The sequence below is a fragment of the Pseudomonas sp. ASL4 genome (genome assembly GCF_056680395.1).
Genome location: NZ_CM155280.1, coordinates 4469633 through 4486209, shown reverse-complemented (window position 1 = coordinate 4486209; position 16577 = coordinate 4469633). Strand labels below are relative to the sequence as shown.

17 protein-coding genes are annotated in these 16577 nt (G+C 60.3%); 5 read left to right on the top strand and 12 right to left on the bottom strand.

The features are described 5' to 3' along the window. Window positions 1-58: 58 nt before the first annotated feature. From AC1MEW_RS20140 to AC1MEW_RS20115, 6 genes are all read right to left on the bottom strand, one after another. Window positions 59-523, bottom strand: coding sequence for a hypothetical protein (locus AC1MEW_RS20140; RefSeq protein ID WP_201255416.1), 465 nt, complete (start codon window positions 521-523; stop codon window positions 59-61). A 180-nt stretch (window positions 524-703) separates the two neighbouring features. After that, complete coding sequence (locus tag AC1MEW_RS20135; protein ID WP_480423319.1) at window positions 704-1312, bottom strand: LysE family translocator; 609 nt, start codon at window positions 1310-1312, stop codon at window positions 704-706. Between the two features lie 53 nt (window positions 1313-1365). Continuing rightward, entirely contained in the window at window positions 1366-2205 is an 840-nt protein-coding gene (locus AC1MEW_RS20130) for an AraC family transcriptional regulator (RefSeq protein WP_322268422.1), read from the bottom strand. Window positions 2206-2281: 76 nt separating this feature from the next. Next, window positions 2282-2923, bottom strand: a complete 642-nt coding sequence (locus AC1MEW_RS20125) for a DUF1345 domain-containing protein (RefSeq protein WP_201255419.1) — start codon at window positions 2921-2923, stop codon at window positions 2282-2284. 179 nt (window positions 2924-3102) lie between these two features. Then, the gene (locus tag AC1MEW_RS20120; RefSeq protein WP_480423316.1) at window positions 3103-6201 is read right to left on the bottom strand and encodes a multidrug efflux RND transporter permease subunit; all 3099 of its coding nucleotides are present in this window, start codon (window positions 6199-6201) and stop codon (window positions 3103-3105) included. 15 nt (window positions 6202-6216) lie between these two features. Next, window positions 6217-7374 (bottom strand): efflux RND transporter periplasmic adaptor subunit, encoded by a 1158-nt coding sequence (locus AC1MEW_RS20115; RefSeq protein WP_480423315.1) that lies wholly within the window; start codon window positions 7372-7374, stop codon window positions 6217-6219. Window positions 7375-7645: 271 nt separating this feature from the next. Here AC1MEW_RS20115 and AC1MEW_RS20110 point away from each other — a divergent pair, with 271 nt between their 5' ends. Both AC1MEW_RS20110 and AC1MEW_RS20105 read left to right on the top strand, forming a co-directional pair. Next, entirely contained in the window at window positions 7646-8347 is a 702-nt protein-coding gene (locus tag AC1MEW_RS20110) for a response regulator (RefSeq protein ID WP_027923024.1), read from the top strand. Between the two features lie 4 nt (window positions 8348-8351). Next, window positions 8352-9653 carry an ATP-binding protein gene (locus AC1MEW_RS20105; RefSeq protein WP_480423313.1) on the top strand — a complete coding sequence of 434 codons (1302 nt, stop codon included), beginning with the start codon at window positions 8352-8354 and terminating at the stop codon, window positions 9651-9653. Between the two features lie 186 nt (window positions 9654-9839). On the opposite strand, the gene pncA is transcribed toward AC1MEW_RS20105, so the two are convergent. The 5 genes from pncA to AC1MEW_RS20080 form a co-directional block, all read right to left on the bottom strand. Continuing rightward, entirely contained in the window at window positions 9840-10481 is a 642-nt protein-coding gene (pncA, locus tag AC1MEW_RS20100; RefSeq protein WP_201255421.1) for a bifunctional nicotinamidase/pyrazinamidase, read from the bottom strand. A 49-nt stretch (window positions 10482-10530) separates the two neighbouring features. Further along, window positions 10531-11307, bottom strand: coding sequence for an anti-sigma factor family protein (locus AC1MEW_RS20095; protein ID WP_480423311.1), 777 nt, complete (start codon window positions 11305-11307; stop codon window positions 10531-10533). Then, complete coding sequence (locus tag AC1MEW_RS20090; RefSeq protein WP_201255423.1) at window positions 11304-11801, bottom strand: RNA polymerase sigma factor; 498 nt, start codon at window positions 11799-11801, stop codon at window positions 11304-11306. The genes AC1MEW_RS20095 and AC1MEW_RS20090 overlap by 4 nt, the downstream gene beginning before the upstream one ends. Before the next feature lie 52 nt (window positions 11802-11853). Then, window positions 11854-12384, bottom strand: coding sequence for a tetratricopeptide repeat protein (locus AC1MEW_RS20085; RefSeq protein ID WP_201255424.1), 531 nt, complete (start codon window positions 12382-12384; stop codon window positions 11854-11856). A gap of 76 nt (window positions 12385-12460) precedes the next feature. Continuing rightward, entirely contained in the window at window positions 12461-13018 is a 558-nt protein-coding gene (locus tag AC1MEW_RS20080) for a cytochrome b (protein ID WP_322268426.1), read from the bottom strand. Between the two features lie 136 nt (window positions 13019-13154). On the opposite strand from AC1MEW_RS20080, the gene AC1MEW_RS20075 reads away from it, so the two are divergent. From AC1MEW_RS20075 to nudC, 3 genes are all read left to right on the top strand, one after another. Then, on the top strand, window positions 13155-13928 hold the full coding sequence (locus AC1MEW_RS20075; RefSeq protein WP_322268427.1) for a class I SAM-dependent methyltransferase: 774 nt from the start codon (window positions 13155-13157) through the stop codon (window positions 13926-13928). 143 nt (window positions 13929-14071) lie between these two features. Further along, on the top strand, window positions 14072-14884 hold the full coding sequence (locus tag AC1MEW_RS20070; RefSeq protein WP_201203768.1) for a crotonase/enoyl-CoA hydratase family protein: 813 nt from the start codon (window positions 14072-14074) through the stop codon (window positions 14882-14884). A 6-nt stretch (window positions 14885-14890) separates the two neighbouring features. After that, window positions 14891-15721: an NAD(+) diphosphatase gene (gene nudC, locus AC1MEW_RS20065; protein ID WP_201203763.1), complete on the top strand. Its 831-nt coding sequence runs from the start codon at window positions 14891-14893 to the stop codon at window positions 15719-15721. On the opposite strand, the gene AC1MEW_RS20060 is transcribed toward nudC, so the two are convergent. Further along, window positions 15689-16468, bottom strand: coding sequence for a TSUP family transporter (locus AC1MEW_RS20060; RefSeq protein ID WP_480423306.1), 780 nt, complete (start codon window positions 16466-16468; stop codon window positions 15689-15691). The two genes, nudC and AC1MEW_RS20060, sit on opposite strands and share 33 nt — an antisense overlap. Between the last annotated feature and the right edge of the window lie 109 nt (window positions 16469-16577).

Below are 16577 nucleotides of genomic sequence, written 5' to 3'. Positions count from 1 at the left end.
AGGTGTCCAGTAAAAGGCCGGGGCGAACAACTCGCCCCGGAGTATCGCTGCAGATAAATCATTTCGAATAGTAGATGTCACCCGAAATCAGGAATGAAGGTTCCCCATAACTACTGACTGTCACATCAAGTTTGCCGCAGATAGTATTGAGTTCATCACCCCTGCGTTCCAGAGTAAGAATGACTGCGCCTTTCTCCGCTACGTGGATGAAGGGCTCACTGTCGGACGTGTCGACATAGTCGACATAAATACCTTTATTGGTATCGCTAATAGGGAAGTCGCCACTCTCGGCGTCGTGAGGAAAAATGATCGTAATAGTTTTATTGACGACCTTATCTTCAGAAACCCGCTCCGTGTGCACGGCGGTGAATGTCCAGGTTTTACTTTCAAATCCCGGATAGTCGGTAAGTTCCAGTGTGAAAAACTTGGCTTCGAAATCCGTAACAGATCCGTCACGCACGACTTTGGCAACGAGTGAGTTTACTAGCGTGAGCTCGCTTTTTATTGCAGACACTGCGTTCATGAATTTTTCTCCAGGGTTGAAATGGGTACATATCCATAAGCCGACTCCAGGCTAGAGCATGGACAGTCGTATCAGAGCGCACTGGGGGTGAAGCTGTAAACTGTCAGACTTGACAGCTTTACAGAAACGGTATTTCGTGAGTTGCTAATGGAGGGTAGATAGGGCAAGCGCGTAAACAGACTAAATCCAGATACACGACCATACGGAAACTAACAGCATAATTGCCATGCATTGATTGAATCGCAACAGCGCCCCGGGTGAACGCAGAAGTCGGGTCGATCCCGCGCCCAGTGCCGCCCAGGCGCTCAGACAAGGAAGGGACACCAGCAAAAAAACCAGGGAAAGCAACATGACCTGTTCCGTTCGTTCACTCGTGCTGTTGGCAAACACGCTGACGACCGCCAACGCCATCATCCAGGTCTTGGGATTGACCCACTGCAATCCCGCAGCCCCCCAAAGCCCTAACCGTCGCCCGGGTGTAGCGGCGTTGATCGGCCCAACGGGTGTTTTGAAAATCCGCCACGCCAGGGATGTCAGCCAAATCACGCCGATCCACTTCATCGCCTGCTGCACCCCGGGATTGGCACTCAGGGTTTGCCCGAAGCCACTGCCCACCAGCAATACAATCAATGCTGCGCTGACGCAGGCCCCGAAGACGATAGGCAGCGCGGCCTTGAATCCATAACGGGCGCTATTGCTCAGCACAAGAATATTGGTCGGCCCTGGCGTGATAGAGGCGACAAACGCAAATAGCAAAAACGGCAGCAGGGCGGGAAAAGTAGGCAGCATGACCTTTTTACTCCAGTGAATGATCGATGGCTTCGATCTTCACAAGGTGTGGGTCACGCGTCTGGAAGATTTGAGCACCGCTTGCGGTACATCGCCGGGGTCAGCCCATAGGCGCGAACAAACCAGCGCCCCAGATGGCTTTGATCGGCAAACCCCAACTCCATCGCCACCGTCGCCGGTTGCAAGCCGCTGGCGAGCATGCGCCGGGCCTTGGACAGGCGCAGTTGTACCAGGTACGCGTGTGGGGCCAACCCATAAGCTGCCTTGAAGGCGCGGGTCAGGCGAAAGCGATCTACGCCAGTGGCGGCGGCCAATTGATCGAGGCCGATGTCGAGATGGGCGTTGGCATGCAAGTACTCCCGGGCTTTTTGCGCCACCAGCGGCAAGCGTGGATCTTCGCTGTAGCGGGTGCGCCAGTGCAGATGACGGGTCAGGTGTTCGAGCAAACCGTCGAGGGCGGTCTGACGAACGATTTTCAGCTCGCCACCGTGCAAGGTCTGGAAGGCCAGGCTGGTGGCCTGGGCCAGTTGCGGGTCGGGGGTCAGGGTGTTGGCGAAACTCAGTTGGCTGTTGAGTGGGGCGTCTTCGAACAGCTCGCCCAATTCCCGTTCCAGCCATTGCGGGTCGAGGTACAGCATGCGGTAAGTGAAGCCGTCCTCGGTGGGCGCTTCACCGTCGTGGATGTCGCCCGGTTCCAGCAGAAACACCTTGCCCGGCGTGCTTTGATGCCTGGCCCGCCGGCAGTTGAATTGCTGTACGCCTTGCTCCGTCACGCCCACCAGATAACTGTCATGCCAGTGCGGGTCGTAGGCGTGGCCCTCGAAATGCGCGCGCAAGGTTTCGATGCCGGTGTCGGTGTCCTGGGCCAGGTCGATCCAGTTGTGCGAAGTCATGCTGCACCTGTGAGACGGTTTACCGACTTATTTAACGCCTGCAACCCGGTGGCTGCCTAGAACGTTTGTGCAGCCACTAACCGAACAGTCCCGCCGCGATGTTGATCGAAAACCCGAGAATCGCCGTGTTGAACACAAAACCGATCAGCGATTGCGCCAACACAATCTTGCGCATGGTTCGGGTGGCCACGCCGACATCCGCCGTCTGCACCGCGACGCCGATGGTGAACGAGAAGTACAGAAAGTCCCAGTAGTTGGGAGTGGTCAGGCCCTCGGCAAAACGCAGTGCCGGCTCCTTGCCGTCCCAGGTGTAGAACAGGCGGGCGTAGTGCACGCTGAAAATCACCCCGATCAGCAACCATGAACCAATGACCGTCGCCGCGGTAAAGGCGTAATGCAGCAGCTTGCGCGATGTTTCCAGGTCTTTGCTGCCGGCCAGTTCGAAGGTGATGGTCGCCAGGCTGGCAATCGCCGCAATGCTCACCATGAACAGCACCAGCCCGGCGTTTTCGTCTTCGATCTCCGCAAGGCGTTTGACGTCCGGTGCCTTGGCACGCGTGGCGAGCCAGACCATCAATACGAGGTAAGTCCAGACCCCGGCGTTCCAGCCGATGAGGATTTTGCTGATGATCGAATCGGCCGGAGCCAGAATGCCGACCGCGATGCCAAGTGTGGCAGCGGCGGTCAGGCGAGGGTGGGTGCGGGCGAGGAGGGGCATAAAGGCTCGATGGGTCAGTTGCTTTGCAACACCTTAGCGCAGGGCGATGCGCCGTGACCACAAGGCTGAAGCCAAGTGCCCTTGTAGGAGCGAGGCTTGCCCGCGAAAGCGGTGTGTCAGGCAACATCAATGCTGACTGACACGGCCTCTTCGCGGGCAAGCCTCGCTCCTGCGGGGACTTAGGTGTCTTTATGGCGCTTGCCCACCAGTTTCATCACCACCACAAAAAACACGGGTACAAACAGCACCGCCAATGTAGCGGTAATCATCCCGCCGATCACTCCGGTGCCAATCGCTTGCTGGCTCGCGGAACTGGCCCCGGTGGCAATTGCCAGCGGCACCACGCCGAGGATGAACGCCAGTGAGGTCATCACAATCGGCCGCAACCGCAACCGCGCGGCTTGCAGCGTGGCGTCGATCAGGTCGTGGCCTTCGTCGTACAGGCTCTTGGCGAATTCGATGATCAGGATCGCGTTCTTCGCCGACAGGCCGATGATGGTAATCAGCCCGACCTTGAAGAACACATCGTTCGGCATCCCGCGTAACGTCACCGCCAGTACCGCACCGAGCACGCCGAGCGGCACCACCAGCAACACCGACGTCGGAATCGACCAGCTCTCATACAGCGCCGCCAGGCACAGGAACACGATCAGCAGCGACAAACCGAGCAGAATCGGCGCCTGACTGCCGGACAGACGTTCCTGCAACGACAGGCCGGTCCATTCCTGGCCCAACCCCGCCGGGCCTTGCGCCACCAGCCGTTCGATTTCCGCCATGGCTTCACCGGTGCTGTGGCCGGGTGCCGGCTCACCGGAAATACTGATGGCCGGGTAACCGTTGTAACGGGTCAGTTGCGCCGGGCCCTGTGTCCATTTGGCCTGGACGAAAGCCGACAGCGGCACCATTTTGCCGTCGTTGTTGCGCACGTGAATCTTCAGCAGGTCCGCGACCTGGCTGCGCTGATCACCTTCGGCCTGAACCACAACGCGCTGCATCCGTCCCTGATTGGGGAAGTCATTGATGTAGGCCGAACCGACCGCCGTGGACAGCACGCTGCCAATATCCGCAAAGGAAACCCCAAGCGCGTTCGCCTGCTTGCGGTCGACTTCCAGTTGCACCTGCGGCGCTTCGGCCAGGGCGCTTTCGCGCACGTTGGCCAGGATCGGACTTTTTTCGGCCGCTGCCAGTAACTGACTGCGAGCCTGCATCAACGTGGCATGGCCGAGGCCGCCGCGATCCTGCAGGCGGAACTCGAAACCACTGGAGGTGCCGAGGCCGTTCACGGGTGGCGGCAGCACGGCAAAGGCCACGGCGTCCTTGATCTGGCTCAGGGCGATGTTGGCCCGGTCGGCAATCGAACTGGCCGAGTCATTGCTGCTGCGCTGCGACCAGTCCTTCAACGTGGTAAACGCCAGCGCCGCGTTCTGGCCGCTGCCGGAGAAGCTGAAACCGAGAATCACCGTGCTGTCGCCCACACCGGGTTCCGTGGCGTTATGCGCTTCGATCTGCTCCACCACCTTCACCGTACGATTTTTGCTTGCGCCTGGCGGCAGTTGAATATCGGTGATGGTGTAACCCTGGTCTTCCACCGGCAGGAACGAGGAGGGCAGGCGACTGAAGCAAACGCCCAGACCAATCAGCAGCACGCCGTAGATCAACAGATAACGCCCCGTGCGCTTCAACGCATAGGCGACCCAACCTTGATAACGCTCGGTCAGTTGTTCGAAGCGGCGGTTGAACCAGCCGAAGAAACCGCCCTTGGCATGGTGTTCACCCTTGGCAATCGGTTTGAGCAGGGTGGCGCAGAGTGCCGGGGTCAAGGTCAGGGCGAGGAACGCCGAGAACAGGATCGAGGTGGCCATCGACAGTGAGAACTGCTGGTAGATCACACCCACCGAACCCGGCATGAACGCCATCGGGATGAATACCGCCACCAGCACCAGGGTGATGCCGACGATGGCGCCGGTGATCTGCTTCATGGCCTTGCGCGTCGCCTCCTTGGGCGACAGGCCCTCGGTGACCATGATCCGCTCGACGTTCTCCACCACCACAATGGCGTCGTCCACCAGAATGCCGATGGCCAGTACCATGCCGAACATGGTCAGCACGTTGATCGAAAAACCCAGCGCGAGCATGGTCGCAAAGGTGCCCATCAACGCCACCGGCACCACCAGGGTCGGGATCAGCGTGTAACGGATGTTTTGCAAGAACAGGAACATCACCGCAAACACCAGCAACATTGCTTCGCCAAGGGTGTAGACCACTTTGGTGATCGAGACCTTGACGAATGGCGAGGTGTCGTACGGGATCTTGTATTCCACGCCTGCCGGGAAGTAGCGCGACAGTTCGTCCATTTTCGCCCGCACCAGCGTCGCGGTGCTCAGGGCGTTGGCGCCCGGTGCCAGCTGCACGCTGACGGCGGTCGACGGTTTGCCATTCAGGCGAGTGGAGAACTGATATTCCTGACTGCCGATTTCGACCCGTGCCACGTCACCGATGCGCACAGTCGAACCATCGGGGTTGGCCTTGAGCACGATGTCGGCGAACTCTTCAGGCGTCGACAACTGGCCTTTGACCAGGATGGTCGCGGTGATTTCCTGAGTGGTGCGGGTCGGTAGGTCGCCGATGCTGCCGGCCGACACCTGGGCGTTTTGCGCAACGACAGCGGCATTCACATCGGCGGGCGTGAGGTTGAAACCGATCAGCTTTTGCGGGTCGATCCAGATCCGCATGGCACGCTCGGCACCATACAATTGCGCCTTGCCGACGCCGTCCAGACGCTTGATCTCGTTCATCACGTTGCGCGCCAGATAATCGCTGAGCGCCACGTCGTTGAGCTTGCCGTCATTGGAGGTCAGGGTGATCAGCAGCAGGAAACCGGCGGAGACTTTCTCCACTTGCAGCCCTTGTTGCGTGACCGCTTGCGGCAGGCGCGATTCGACGATTTTCAGACGGTTTTGCACATCCACCTGAGCCATTTCCGGATCGGTGCCCGGTTGGAACGTTGCGGTGATGGTGGCGCTGCCAAGGCTGCTCTGGGACTCGAAATACAGCAGGTGATCAGCGCCGTTGAGTTCTTCTTCGATCAGGCTGACCACGCTCTCGTCCACGGTTTGCGCCGAAGCGCCCGGGTACACGGCGTAGATTTCAATTTGCGGCGGCGCGACCACCGGGTACTGCGCCACCGGCAACTGCGGAATGGCCAGGGCACCGGCCAGCAGGATGAACAACGCGAGCACCCAGGCAAACACCGGGCGGTCGATAAAGAACTGCGGCATAAAAAAGCGTCCTGCTTACTGACCAGTCACCTGGGCAAGTGGAAGAGGGGTGTCGTCGATCTGGACTTTGTCACCGGGCTTGGCGTGTTGCAGGCCTTCGGTAACGATGCGGTCGCCCGGCTTGAGGCCACCGGTGACGATCCAGCGATCGTTCTGCACCGCGCCCAGTTGCACCGGTTGCTGGCCGACACGCTGATTGGCGTCGAGCAGCAGCACCTGGGCAATCCCGGCGCTGTCACGCTGGATGGCCCGTTGCGGCACGCTGATGCCTTGCTGGTTCACGGCTTGTTCCAGTCGCACGCGAACAAAGCTGCCAGGCAGCAGGTCGAGGTCCGGGTTAGGGAACTCGCTGCGCAGGATGATCTGCCCGGTACCCGGATCGACGGTGATGTCAGCAAACAGCAGTTTGCCCGGCAGCGGGTAGAGGCTGCCGTCATCCTGAATCAGCGTGGCCTTGACCTGGTCCTGGCCGACCTGCTGCAACTGACCGGAACGGAAGGCCCGACGCAGGTCGTTGAGTTCCCGGGTCGATTGGGTCAGGTCGGCGTGAATCGGGTTCAGTTGCTGGATCAACGCCAGCGGGGTGGTTTCGTTCTGTCCGACCAGCGCGCCTTCGGTGACCAGGGCACGGCCGACGCGCCCTGAAATCGGCGCAGTTACGGTGGCATAACCGAGGTTCAGTTTGGCTCGCGCCACGGCTGCCTTGTTGGCGGCCACGTCAGCGGCGGTTTGCCGGGCATTGGCCCGGGCGTTGTCATAGTCCTGGCCACTGATGGCATTGCCGTCGATCAACTGTGAATAGCGCTGCTCTTGCAGTTTGGCCTGGAACGCATTGGCCTCGGCCTTGCGCAAAGAGGCTTCGGCGCTGTCGAGGTCAGCCTTGAAGGGTGCAGGGTCGATGCGGAACAGTACGTCGCCCTGTTTCACATCGCTGCCTTCACGGAAGGTGCGCTGCAACACAACGCCGGCCACCCGGGCGCGGACTTCGGCGATACGCGGCGCAGCAATCCGCCCGCTCAGTTCGCTGGTGATCGCCAGTGGCCGCGCTTCGATGGTTTCGATGCGCACGGTGGCCAGTGGTGCCGCTTCTTCAGCGGTCGAGGACTTGTCACAAGCGCTCAGTGTCAACGCCAGTGCAATCAGGCTGAGCGTGGCAAGCAGATTCTTTGACATGTGAATACCCCAATAATGACCCCCAGCATCCTACGGGGAGGCGACGAGAGTAGCGGTGAAGCTTTGTAGGCGCTGTGTGAAATTGTGTAAGGGTTTTACTCGCGGGTGCGTGAGGGCGTATATCCTTGGCGCCTTGATTTTTTTCAGCGACTGGCAGGCCGCCTTCGCGGGCAAGCCTCGCTCCTACAGGAGAATGTGATACCTCTGTAGGAGCGAGGCTTGCCCGCGAAGAGGCCCGAACAGTCGCCACCGCACTTTCTGGAAACACCCCATGCCCAACATCCTCCTGGTCGAAGACGACACCGCGCTCTCCGAATTGATCGCCAGCTACCTGGAACGCAACGGTTACTCCGTGAGCGTGATCAGCCGCGGTGACCATGTGCGCGAACGTGCCCGGGTCAATCCGCCGGACCTGGTGATCCTCGACTTGATGCTGCCCGGGCTTGATGGCCTGCAAGTCTGCCGGTTGCTGAGAGCCGACTCGGCGACCTTGCCGATCCTGATGCTCACCGCACGGGACGACAGCCACGATCAAGTGCTGGGCCTGGAAATGGGCGCCGACGATTACGTCACCAAACCCTGCGAGCCGCGGGTGTTGCTGGCACGGGTGCGCACCTTGTTGCGGCGCAGCAGCCTCGGCGAACCGCAGACCGCCAACGATCGCATCCTGATGGGCAACCTGTGCATCGACCTGTCCGAGCGCACCGTGACCTGGCGTGAACAACTGGTGGAGCTGTCCAGCGGTGAATACAACCTGTTGGTGGTGCTGGCCCGGCATGCCGGTGAAGTGCTGAGCCGCGACCAGATCCTGCAACGCCTGCGCGGTATCGAATTCAACGGTACGGATCGCTCGGTGGACGTGGCGATTTCCAAGCTGCGGCGCAAGTTCGATGATCACGCCGGCGAGGCCCGCAAGATCAAGACTGTGTGGGGCAAGGGTTACCTGTTCAGTCGCTCCGAGTGGGAATGCTGAATCGATGTTCAGAATCCTGTTTCGCCTGTATCTGGTAACGATCGTCTCGTACAGCGCGGCGATTTATCTGGTGCCGGATGTGGTGATCAAGCTGTTCCATGAGCGCTTTGTCTCCTACAACCTCGACTATTCCCGTGGCTTGCAGACGTTGATCGTCAAGCAGTTCCACGCCGTGCCAGTTGAACAGTGGCCAGCCTTGGCCGCCGAAATGGACAAGGAATTCCAGCCGCTGCAAATCGTGCTGGCCCGCAATGACGATGCGGATTTCACCCTTGATGAGCAGGAGCGTTTGCAGCGCGGCGAGAACATCGTGCGTATTGGCGATTGGGGTTGGCGGACCTTGGCGGTCGCACCGCTGAACGAGCAGGCGGTGGTGCAAATGGTGGTGCCGCCGGATCCGATGGACGTCAATTTGTTGTACTGGAGCATCAACGTGCTGATCGGCGCGACGATGCTCGCGTGCCTGCTGCTGTGGCTGCGCCCGCACTGGCGCGACCTCGAACGTCTGAAAGGCACCGCCGAACGCTTTGGTAAAGGCCACTTGAGCGAGCGCACCCAGATATCCAAAAACTCAAACATCGGCAGCCTGGCCAACGTATTCGACACCATGGCCGGTGACATTGAAAACCTGCTCAACCAGCAGCGGGACTTGCTCAACGCAGTGTCCCACGAACTGCGCACGCCGCTGACACGGCTGGACTTCGGCCTGGCCCTGGCGTTGTCCGATGACATGCCGGCGCCAAGCCGCGAACGCCTGCAAGGGTTGGTCGCGCACATTCGTGAACTGGATGAATTGGTGCTGGAGCTGCTGTCCTATAGCCGCTTGCAGAATCCGGCGCGCTTGCCGGAGCAGGTTGAAGTGTCGCTGGATGAGTTTATCGACAGCATTTTGGGCAGTGTCGATGAAGAGTTGGAATCACCGGACATCGTCATCGACGTGCTGCTGCATGGTCAGCTCGAGCGCTTCACCCTCGACCCACGCCTGACCGCGCGCGCCCTGCAAAACCTGCTGCGCAATGCGATGCGCTACTGCGAAAAGCGCATTCAGATTGGCGTGCAAGTGTGCCCCAAAGGCTGCGAGATCTGGGTCGATGATGACGGGATCGGCATTCCGGAAGATGAGCGGGAGCGGATTTTCGAACCGTTTTATCGGTTGGATCGCAGCCGGGATCGCGCCACTGGAGGCTTCGGTCTCGGGCTGGCGATCAGTCGCCGGGCGCTGGAAGCGCAGGGCGGGACGTTGACGGTTGAAGCGTCGCCGCTGGGTGGGGCTCGGTTTCTCCTGTGGTTGCCGACACCGGCCTGAATCCAGAGTCCACTCTGAACTGTGGGCCACAACGCTGCCCCTGTGGCGAGGGAGCTTGCTCCCGCCGGGCTGCGAAGCGGCCCCAATTCCAGCGAATACCGTGTCTCCTGACACACCGCATTCAAAGGTTTTGCGACTGCTGCGCAGCCGAGCGGGAGCAAGCTCCCTCGCCACAGGGATCAGGTCTCACCCCAAAATTTCATTCGCTGAAATTAGTTTCACCCCGGCCACCTGCATCCGCTCAATCGCCGCAGCCAGCGACCCATCGAGATCAATCGCCCGGCATGCATCCAGCACTACAAACGCATTGAACCCGGCCGCTCGTGCATCGAGCGCCGAAAACATCACGCAGAAATCCAGCGCCAGCCCAACCAGATAAACCGTATCGATCCCACGTTCCTTCAAGTAGCCGGCCAGCCCGGTGGTGGTCGTGCGATCGGCTTCCAGGAACGCGGAGTAACTGTCGATATCCGGATTGCAGCCTTTGCGAATGATCAGTTGCGCATGTGGCAAATCCAGATCGGCGTGCAAATCGGCACCGGGTGTACCCCGAACGCAATGAACCGGCCACAGCGTCTGCTCACCGTAGGGCAACTGAATGGCGTCGTAGGGCTTGCGACCCGGATGGCTGGGGGCAAACGAGGCATGCCCCGCCGGGTGCCAGTCCTGAGCAATGATCACCTGACTGAACTGCCCACCGAGGCGATTGATCAATGGCACGATCAAGTCGCCTTCGGGCACCGCCAGTTGGCCGCCGGGGATGAAGTCGTTCTGTACGTCGATCACCAGCAGGGCTGTACGCGAAGCGTGGAGAGATGGATGTGGCATGGGGTGATTCCTCCTTGGAAGTCAGTCGATAGGATAGTGACGATTTGCGTTATGCGCTCAGCCGACTTCTCAAAACCTTGGCGATGTCCTCAAGGTCCGCCATCGAGTTGTGCCCGATCAACATCCACGCGTGTTCCGTGTCAGCCCAGTAGACAACGTTCATGTTGTGTCTACGTTCCTGGGCAAAATGCCGGCTGCCACTGTTGGAACGGGTGACGCACAGCGCCATCGGGCCGTGGGCCGGGTCCAGATAGGTGATTTGCGCGATGGGCACGCCGTCGTATTCGAGAATTTGTGCACGCTTGAAATCCAGGCGCGGCAGGGTCAGTTGCGCCGGCGCCAGGTTCAGGCCCAGACGGGCGTCGATGGTGCGCAGTTGGGCACGCTGGGTTGCCTCGTCGGTGGGCAAGTGCTCCAGGGTTTGCGGTACATAGAGCGACATATAGTCAGCCACCAGCCCGCGCCAGTTGGTTTTTTGCTGACTCAACTGCCAACCGAGGAACAACCGGTCCGCCAGCACACCGCTCACTACAAGGCCAGCCGCTGCGGCCAGAAACCAGCGCCGACTAAGTGCCGGGCGGGCAGGGCTGGGCAAGGTGTCGAGCATGGCGTGCAAGCGATCCATTGGCGCTTGCTGACCCAATTCGTCGTAAGCATCCTTGAACGGCAGGCTGCTGCGGGCCAGCCATTGCAGGCGCAGGTTGAGCGCCGGGTCTTCGTTAATGGCGGCGTCGATGCGGGTGCGCTGTTCAGTGTCGAGTTGGTCGTCGAGGTAGGCCACCAACTGTTCATCCGAAAGGATCGTCGGGCGTAGGGGGTCGGTCATCGACGTTCTCCAGAGGTAGAACTCGGTACAGCGTGCAGGGGTGGGTACTCCGCAAGTTTCAGGCGGGCGGTAGCCAGTCGGCTCATGACGGTGCCGATCGGCACTTGCAGCACCTCGGCCACTTCGCGGTAGGACAGGCCTTCGACGTAGGCCAGGTACACCGTTTCGCGTTGGGTTTCGGGCAAGGCATCGACGCGCCGGATGACCTGCGCGGCCAGCACATGGGTTTGCGCCGCGTGCTCGCCGTCGAACGACAGCGCCTCGTCGGCATTCACCAAGCCCTGGCCCAGGCGCACACGGCGGGCGCGCACTTCATTGAGCCAGATCGAGTGCAAGATACTCAGCAGCCAGCGGTCCATGCGCGTACCGGGCACAAACTGCCCGGCCCGTTCGAGCGCCCGTACGCAGGTGGCTTGCACCAGGTCTTCGGCCACATGCCGTTGTCGGGACAGCAGCAAGCCGTAACGCCATAAACGCGCCAGATGCTGGCCCAACTCTGCTCTAAATGCCTGATCGCTGGCGATGGCGACCTCCGTCCGTTCGGTGTCAGGTTTTCGATGAATCGTTGATGGCTTCGGCCAGGTCCTGGTATTCCTCGCAGGTGCTGCCGCAGATCGACTTGATGTGCTGCAACTGCTCCTGGGCCAGGTCGATACGACCTTTGATCACATAGGCCTCGCCGAGGTATTCGCGTACTTGCGCATACTGCGGGTCGAGTTTGACCGATTGCAGGTAATAGCCGATGCCTTCGTCGGTGCGGCCTAGTTTACGCGTGGCGTAGCCGCGATAGTTCAGTGCCTTGGCGGTGTTGGGATTTTTAAGCGTATCGAGCAGGGCCAGGGCTTCTTCGTAGCGACCGTCCTTGGCCAGGCGATAGGCGTAGTCCACCCGGTCGTTATCCGGCACCAGGCTGCTGGTTTGCAGCACACACTTGTTCGATTTGCTGTCGAACACCTGGCCTTTGGGGCAATTGGGCTTGGCGGGTGCGGCGTCGTCACCGTGGGCGAACACCAGCGTGCTGGACAGCGCTGCGACCAACAGCAGCGGGGTGGCGAAAACAGCGAAACGGATATTCATGGGCGAAACTCCATTCAAAAAACAGAATTCAAGGGTAGGCATCCATAGAACACCCGGCCTCGGTGTTTTATTCGTTTCAGATCGAATCGCTTCCCGGCAGCATCCGGCGCAGTGTGCCGTCGCGCAGGCCGTAATGGTGAACCAGCGCCATCACCGCATGCAGCCCGGCCAGAATCACAAGGGCCCAAGCCACCTGTTCATGCAGGCCACCGAACACCGACTTCATACTCTTATCGAACGTCATCAGGGTTGGGACATCGAACAGCCCAAAGAAGTTGAACGGTTCGGCCTGAGCCCAACGAAACAGGAAACCCAGCACGATCTGACTCAACAGCAGCAGATACAACGCCAGATGCGCGGTTTTCGCCGCAATGTTCATCAGGCCTTGATTGAGCGCAGGCAAACGCCGGCCTCGGGACAGGCGCCAGAGCAGCCGACCGATGACAATCACCGCCAGCAGGATGCCGCAGGAAATGTGCACCGACTGCAACCCCTTGCGCAGGGGCGTGCCTTTGGCCAATTGGTCCCAGATTTGCGAACTGGCAAACAGGAAAATCACCAACACGGCGGTCAGCCAGTGCAGGCTCATGGTCAGGCGGTCGTATCGAGTTGGCGGGTTGTTCAGGGTAGTCATGGGCAATCCTCTAAGGCGATGGCAGGTGAACACCGCTGTATGAACAATTATTCATTTCTTTGTGAAGGTCTTTGCAGGGAAAGCATTAAGCCAGACGCTATGCTCGACAGCATTGATGTGTATCGGGAGAACTGTGATGAGAGAACACATTCACCATGCTGCCGCCGATGGCTATAAAACCGGCGCCGACACCTACGTGCGTGGCCGCCCGGATTATCCACCGCAAGTGGCCGATTGGCTAACGGGCACCTTGGGTCTGGATGACGACAAAACCGTGATTGACCTCGGCGCCGGCACCGGCAAGTTCACCGGGCGGCTGGTGGCCACAGGCGCACAGGTAATTGCCGTGGAACCGGTGCCGCAGATGCTGGAGAAGTTGTCCGCCGCTTATCCGCAAGTGCTGGCCGTCAGTGGCACGGCCACCGATTTGCCGCTGCCGGACGCCTCGGTGGATGTGGTTGTTTGCGCCCAGGCGTTTCACTGGTTTGCGAGCCCGGCAGCGCTGACCGAAATTGCCCGGGTGCTCAAGCCGGGCGGCAGGTTGGGCCTGGTGTGGAACCTGCGCGATACCCGGGTGAGTTGGGTGCCAAAACTGGATTCGATCGTCAATGCGCTGGAAGGTGATACCCCGCGCTATTACACCGGTGCGTGGCGGTTGGCGTTTCCGCACAAGGCGTTTGGGCCGTTGCAGGCTCAGCATTTCGCTCATGGGCACACGGGCTCGCCCGAGGATGTGATTTTCAATCGGGTGAGATCGACCAGTTTTATTGCTGCGTTGCCGCAAGCGCAGCGGGACAGGGTGGATGCGCAGATTAGGGCGTTGATTGACGGCGAGCCGGAGTTGCGCGGCAAGGACGTCATCACCGTGCCGTATGTGACAGCAGCATTTGTGGCGGTGAAGGGCAGTTAGATCAGCGTTGCTCGCGATGAGGCCCGACCGGCCACCACACATCCCAGGTCAGTCCCGCATTTGGCCGAACCACTGCCTTACTCCCCCCCGTGATGCCTTGTTATAGTTCGGGCTTCATTTCTGCCCGGTAAAGGATCACTGCCATGTCTCAGTACACCGCGTTCACCGTCGAACTCGCTGACAAAATCGCCCATGTGCAGATCAACCGCCCGGACAAGATCAACGCGATGAACGCGGCGTTCTGGAGCGAGATCATCGAGATCTTCCAGTGGATCGACGACACCGACGAAGTGCGGGTCGTTGTGCTCAGCGGCGCCGGCAAACACTTTTCCTCAGGCATCGACCTGATGATGCTGGCCGGCGTAGCCAACGAGCTGGGCAAGGACGTCGGCCGCAACGCGCGCCTGCTGCGCCGCAAGATCCTCGCCCTGCAAGCCTCCTTCAACGCCGTCGACAATTGCCGCAAACCAGTGCTCGCGGCGATCCAGGGTTACTGCCTGGGCGGCGCCATCGACCTGATCGCCGCTTGCGACATGCGTTACGCCGCTGAAGACGCGCAATTCTCGATCAAGGAAATCGACATCGGCATGGCCGCCGACGTTGGCACCTTGCAACGCTTGCCGCGGATCATCGGTGACGGCATGCTGCGTGAACTGGCTTACACTGGTCGCCAGTTTGGTGCCGAGGAAGCGCACGGCATGGGCCTGGTCAATCGCGTCTACAGCGATGCTTCCAGCCTGCTCGACGGCGTGATGGGCATTGCCCGCGAGATCGCCAGCAAGTCGCCGATTGCGATTACCGGCACCAAAGAGATGATCAGCTACATGCGCGACCATCGTATCGACGACGGCCTCGAATACGTCGCCACCTGGAACGCCGCCATGCTGCAATCCACCGATTTGCGCGTGGCCATGGCCGCCCATATGAGCAAACAGAAACCCGAATTTCTGGACTGATGAAAAATGACTTCACGCTGGACCACCGCAGTACTGGACACCGATCAACCCGGCGGCTGGGCCGTGGCACGCAGCCCCGAAGGCTTTCTGTTCGATGACAATGGCGCGCTGTTCCCACGGGAATGGCTCAAGCGCCAGGACTTGTCGATCCTGGCGGAACACGGTATCGGTCACCTTGATGGCGAACCGGTCTATCTGATCGAGTTGAGTAGCCACAGCGAAGTGCCGGGCTGCAACTGGAAAGGCCTGCGGGCGTTCATGCTGGAAGGCGATCACACGGTGTACCGGATTCTCGGTTATGCCGCGCAGATCGGCACCTGGTACCGCGAACACCGTTTTTGCGGTAACTGCGGGCAGGCGACCCAACAGGTTCCCCGTGAGCGGGCGATGTACTGCGAGCCTTGCGATATCCGCTATTACCCGCGGATTTCACCGAGCATGATCGTGCTGGTCACCCGTGGCGATGAAGTGTTGCTGGCCCGTTCGCCACGCTTTGTCACCGGGGTCTATAGCACGCTGGCCGGGTTTGCCGAACCGGGGGAGTCGGCCGAGGAATGCCTGATTCGCGAGGTTCGCGAAGAAGTGCAGATCGAGGTCAAGAATATCCAGTACATGGGCAGCCAGTGCTGGCCGTTCCCGCACTCGATGATGCTGGGCTTCCACGCCGAATACGCCGGTGGCGAGATCGTCTGTCAGGAGGACGAGATCGAAGACGCCCAGTGGTTCAACATTCACGCGATGCCGCCATTGCCGGCATCACGCTCGATTGCCCGTTATCTGATCGATGTCTACCTGGCGCGGCGCTTAGGCCACGCTGAACCAGTGCTGCCAGGCTAGGCGCACGGTCAGGCCCAGCACCACGGTGATGAACACCGGGCGAATGAACTTGGCTCCGCCGCTGATGGCGGAGCGTGCGCCGAAGAATGCACCGACCATCACCGAAAGGCCCATGCTCAGGCCGATGACCCAGTCCACTTGACCCGAAAATACGAACACCGACAGCGCCGCAATGTTGCTGACGAAGTTCATGCTGCGGGCTACGCCGCTGGCTTTCACCAGGTCAATGGGGTACATCAGCATGCTGCTGACGGTCCAGAACGCACCCGTGCCGGGGCCGGCCACACCGTCATAGAAACCGAGGCTGAAGCCTTGGGTCGATTGCCACTTTTTCTTGATCGGAGCGTCGCTGTCCAGCGGCGCTTTTGGCGTGCCACCAAACAACAGGTAGATGCCACAGGCGAAGACAATCACCGGCAGCATCTTGTTCAGCCATTCCGCCGGCAGATAGTGGGCGACCACCGCACCGGTCAGCGCGCCGACCAGGGTGCCGATAATGGCGTGCACCCACTGTTTGGGGTGGAACAGCTTGCGGCGGTAGAAGGTGAAACTGGCGGTGGCCGAGCCGAAGGTCGAACTCAGTTTGTTGGTGCCCAGCACCAGGTGCGGCGGCAGGCCGGCGGTCAGCAAGGCAGGTGTGGTCAACAGACCGCCGCCGCCGGCAATGGCGTCGATGAAACCGGCAATGAAAGCGACGAAGGCCAGAATGGCCAGAGTGGTGAGGTCAACGCTAAGTTCGAAAGGCATGGAATCGGCTTATTCGGCGGGGCGCAGAAAGTGGGCTGCGGGGAAGGCCGATATCTTACCTATATCCAACCTTTGCGGCGACCCGTCTGGCCTCTTCGCGGGCAAGCCT

Excerpts from the sequence above, each read along its gene's own strand:
- AC1MEW_RS20140 (WP_201255416.1), bottom strand. The coding sequence starts at position 523 with ATGAACGCAGTGTCTGCAATAAAAAGCGAGCTCACGCTAGTAAACTCA.
- AC1MEW_RS20135 (WP_480423319.1), bottom strand. The coding sequence starts at position 1,312 with ATGCTGCCTACTTTTCCCGCCCTGCTGCCGTTTTTGCTATTTGCGTTT.
- AC1MEW_RS20130 (WP_322268422.1), bottom strand. The coding sequence starts at position 2,205 with ATGACTTCGCACAACTGGATCGACCTGGCCCAGGACACCGACACCGGC.
- AC1MEW_RS20125 (WP_201255419.1), bottom strand. The coding sequence starts at position 2,923 with ATGCCCCTCCTCGCCCGCACCCACCCTCGCCTGACCGCCGCTGCCACA.
- AC1MEW_RS20120 (WP_480423316.1), bottom strand. The coding sequence starts at position 6,201 with ATGCCGCAGTTCTTTATCGACCGCCCGGTGTTTGCCTGGGTGCTCGCG.
- AC1MEW_RS20115 (WP_480423315.1), bottom strand. The coding sequence starts at position 7,374 with ATGTCAAAGAATCTGCTTGCCACGCTCAGCCTGATTGCACTGGCGTTG.
- AC1MEW_RS20110 (WP_027923024.1), top strand. The coding sequence starts at position 7,646 with ATGCCCAACATCCTCCTGGTCGAAGACGACACCGCGCTCTCCGAATTG.
- AC1MEW_RS20105 (WP_480423313.1), top strand. The coding sequence starts at position 8,352 with ATGTTCAGAATCCTGTTTCGCCTGTATCTGGTAACGATCGTCTCGTAC.
- pncA (WP_201255421.1), bottom strand. The coding sequence starts at position 10,481 with ATGCCACATCCATCTCTCCACGCTTCGCGTACAGCCCTGCTGGTGATC.
- AC1MEW_RS20095 (WP_480423311.1), bottom strand. The coding sequence starts at position 11,307 with ATGACCGACCCCCTACGCCCGACGATCCTTTCGGATGAACAGTTGGTG.
- AC1MEW_RS20085 (WP_201255424.1), bottom strand. The coding sequence starts at position 12,384 with ATGAATATCCGTTTCGCTGTTTTCGCCACCCCGCTGCTGTTGGTCGCA.
- AC1MEW_RS20080 (WP_322268426.1), bottom strand. The coding sequence starts at position 13,018 with ATGACTACCCTGAACAACCCGCCAACTCGATACGACCGCCTGACCATG.
- AC1MEW_RS20075 (WP_322268427.1), top strand. The coding sequence starts at position 13,155 with ATGAGAGAACACATTCACCATGCTGCCGCCGATGGCTATAAAACCGGC.
- AC1MEW_RS20070 (WP_201203768.1), top strand. The coding sequence starts at position 14,072 with ATGTCTCAGTACACCGCGTTCACCGTCGAACTCGCTGACAAAATCGCC.
- nudC (WP_201203763.1), top strand. The coding sequence starts at position 14,891 with ATGACTTCACGCTGGACCACCGCAGTACTGGACACCGATCAACCCGGC.
- AC1MEW_RS20060 (WP_480423306.1), bottom strand. The coding sequence starts at position 16,468 with ATGCCTTTCGAACTTAGCGTTGACCTCACCACTCTGGCCATTCTGGCC.